At 62.5% G+C, this 3,158-nt stretch carries 4 protein-coding genes; 3 read left to right on the top strand and 1 reads right to left on the bottom strand.

Annotated features, from left to right (window positions below; genetic code table 11):
- Window positions 1-914, bottom strand: a 914-nt coding sequence (exbB, locus tag AAAB16_RS06210) for a tonB-system energizer ExbB (protein WP_340662546.1), incomplete at its 3' end; no start/stop codon positions are given.
- 187 nt (window positions 915-1,101) lie between these two features.
- Between exbB and AAAB16_RS06215 the strand changes: the two genes are divergently transcribed.
- The 3 genes from AAAB16_RS06215 to AAAB16_RS06225 all read left to right on the top strand — a co-directional run.
- A complete protein-coding gene (locus tag AAAB16_RS06215; RefSeq protein ID WP_340662547.1) occupies window positions 1,102-1,959 on the top strand; it encodes an SDR family oxidoreductase in 858 nt (285 codons plus the stop codon).
- Between the two features lie 2 nt (window positions 1,960-1,961).
- Window positions 1,962-2,762: an AraC family transcriptional regulator gene (locus AAAB16_RS06220; protein ID WP_340662548.1), complete on the top strand. Its 801-nt coding sequence runs from the start codon at window positions 1,962-1,964 to the stop codon at window positions 2,760-2,762.
- Between the two features lie 66 nt (window positions 2,763-2,828).
- On the top strand, window positions 2,829-3,158 hold a 330-nt coding region (locus tag AAAB16_RS06225), incomplete at its 3' end, for a LysE family transporter (protein ID WP_340662549.1).

A 3,158-nucleotide genomic window follows, 5' to 3' on the forward strand; every position in this document is an offset into this window, starting at 1 on the left:
ACCAGGCCCATGGCAGTGGCCAGCAGCGCTTCGGCGATACCAGGCGCCACGACAGCCAGGTTAGTGGTTTGCGATTTAGCGATACCGATAAAGCTGTTCATGATGCCCCACACGGTACCGAACAGGCCGACGAAGGGCGCGGTAGAACCGATGGTGGCGAGTACGCCGGTGCCTTGGCTCATCTCACGCCCGCAGGCGGCGACCAAGCGTTCGAGGCGGAAGCTGACGCGCTCCTTGATGCCTTCTTTCTCGCGGGTGTTGGCCGACAGGCGCATTTCTTCCAGGGCGTCGTGCACCAAGGTGTGCGACAAACTGCCGGCTTGGCTGGCTTTGTCGGAGGCATCTTTCAACGAGCGGGCTTGTTTGAGCAGGGCCAGCTCGCGGCGCAAACGACGCTTGGCGCCGAGCAGCTCAAAGCCTTTGGCGATCCAGATGGTCCAGGTGATCACCGAGGCCAGGGCCAGGCCGATCATTACGCCTTTCACCACGTGGTCGGCGTTCTGATACATGCCCCATGGCGACAGGTCGCTGGCGAAGGCTTGCTCGTCTTCGGCAATCAGTTCGTCGGTGTTGGCCAGGTTGTTCAGGGCTTGGGTCACTTCGTCTGGCGTGGCGCCGTTGGCTTCCATGCTTTCTTTGGTGGCCGCGCTGATTTGCTCGGGGGTGGCGTTCGGGCCGAGGCTGGCAATTTTCTCGCGCAGGGCGGCAGCCGCGGGTGTTTCAGCGCTTGGCGCCGGTGCAGCAGCGGGTGCTGGAGCCGCAGGTGCAGTAGCGGCTGGGGCCGTTGCCGGTGCGCTGGTTTCTTCAGCAAAGCTGCTGGCAGGTAGCGTCAAACTGATTAGCAGCGCGGCAAAGGCGAGCAGAGCGCGAGGCTGCAAAAGAGAGGATTGTGCGCGGTAGGCGTTGAAATTCATGCTGGCCGGACCTGAGATGGGGAAAGCGGTGACCGGGGCCAAATCGACCCCTGGCGCAAAAGGGTCGATAGTATTGCAAACTATTCTTGTTTGTTAAAGTGATAATGTAACACCCGTAGGATGTTCGACACGTTGCCCTTTCCCCTGCTGGGCCATCTAGAATGCCGTTTTTGCCTGAGGTGCTGTTATGTCCACTGCCCCGACCCTGTTGATTGCCGGCTGCGGCGACGTAGGAAGCCGTCTGGCTACGCAACTGAATGCAGCCGGTTGGCAGGTGTATGGCTTGCGGCGATCGGTCGCGCAGTTGCCTGAGGGCATTGTTCCAGTAGCGGCTGATCTGAATGATCCGGCCTGCCCGGCACAATGGCCGCAAGGCCCGCTGGATTATCTGGTGTACGCCGCTGCCGCAACCGAGCACGACGAAGCGGGCTACCGCCGCGCTTACGTCGATGGTCTGGTCAATACCCTTGCCTGGCTTAAGCAGCATGGGCAGACGCCCAAGCGGGTAATTTTTGTTTCCAGCAGTGGCGTGTATGCGCAAGACGGCGGCGTGTGGGTCGACGAGCAATCACCGGCTGAGCCGCAGCGTTTCTCCGGGCGCATCTTGCTCGAGGCTGAGCGTGTGGCTCTGGATAGCGGCTTTCCTGCAACCGTGGTGCGCCTCACTGGTATTTATGGCCCAGGCCGCGAGTGGCTGCTTAAGCAGGTGCGCATGGGCTACCGCGTGGTCAGCGAGCCGCCGTTATATGCCAACCGTCTGCATGCCGATGACTGTGCCGGCTTGCTGGCTTTTCTGCTCCAGGCTGACGCCGAAGGTAAGGCGCTGGATGCACTGTATATCGGTGTCGACGATGCGCCCGCGCCGCTGCATGAAGTGGTGGCGTGGCTGCGCGAGTACATGGGCGTTACCGAGTGGTCCGAGGAATCGACCGTGCGCCGTGCCGGCAGTAAACGTTGCAGCAACGCCCGTGCCCGCGGCCTGGGCTGGGTGCCACGTTACCCGAGCTTTCGCGAAGGCTACGCGGCGGTATTGGCGGGTAGCTGAGCATGGATGCCAATCGGCTGCTGGTGCAGCCTTGGTTGTCTGGCGTCGAGCTGTTCCAGGCCGATTTCTCCGGGCAGCCCTTTGGCCGGCATAGCCACGACGCCTTTGCCATCGGCGCGATTTTGCAGGGTGTCGGTGGCTATCAATGCCAGGGCGCGCGGCATGCGTTGCCGGCCGGCACCCTGTCGCTGATGAACCCGGAAGAACCGCACACCGGCCACGCCATTTCGTCGCGGCTGGTCTACCACATGCTCTATGTCGAAGAGGCGCGCTTGCCAGCGTTGCTGGGACGCAAGCGTTTGCCCCGTGGTTTTAATCAGCTCAACCCGAACGATGACGGCGCCGTCGCGCAACTGATGGCGGGCCTTGCGCTGGAGTTTGAGCGTCACGATGCGCTGGCGCTGGAAAGCCAATTGCTGGCGGTGCTAGAGCTGGTGTTTATCCGCCATGGCGGCATGCGCCCGCTGCCGACAGCCGCTCGTGACGGCGGCAGCACGGCGCGGCTGCGGGAGTACCTCGAAGCGCACTACCGCGAAGCCGTCAGCCTGGAACAATTGGCCGAGGTGGGTGAACGCCATCCACGCCATCTGATCGACGCCTTTCGCCGCGCCTACGGCGTGCCGCCGCACACCTACCTGCTGCAACGGCGAGTGCGCGAAGCCAAGCGTTTGCTGTTGGGCGAGGAGCCCTTGAGCGAGCTGGCCTTACAGCTGGGTTTTTACGATCAGGCGCACTTTAACGGCACGTTTAAACGCTTTACCGGCGTGACCCCTGGGCGCTTTCGCAGTACCGCGCGCGCCTGAGTTTTCTCCAATACTGCCGCCCTAACCGCCGCACAGACTGACCACCGAATTCACTCGGAGGTCGTTATGGTTGCGCTGTTTCTACTGGTCGCCAGCACCCACTTCGCCGCGTTGTTGTCGCCAGGACCGGACTTTTTTCTGTTGCTGCGTACGGCCTTGGTACAGGGGCGGCGGCAAGCCGATGGTGTGGCGTGCGGGATTGCCCTGGCCAATGTGCTGATGATGCTGGTGGTGTTGCTGGCGCAAAGCCTGTTACCCGCTGAGGGTGGCTGGGTGTGGCGTGGGCTACAGGGTGTGGGTGGCGCTTACTTTGTCTGGCTGGGGTTGCAGGCGTTTAGGGGGCGCCGGCAACTAGACATTCCTCAGTCGGGCGTGCCTCTCACCGGGCGCTGGTGG

The sequence above is a fragment of the Pseudomonas sp. genome (assembly GCF_037994325.1).
In the GTDB taxonomy this organism is placed as follows: Bacteria; Pseudomonadota; Gammaproteobacteria; order Pseudomonadales; family Pseudomonadaceae; genus Aquipseudomonas.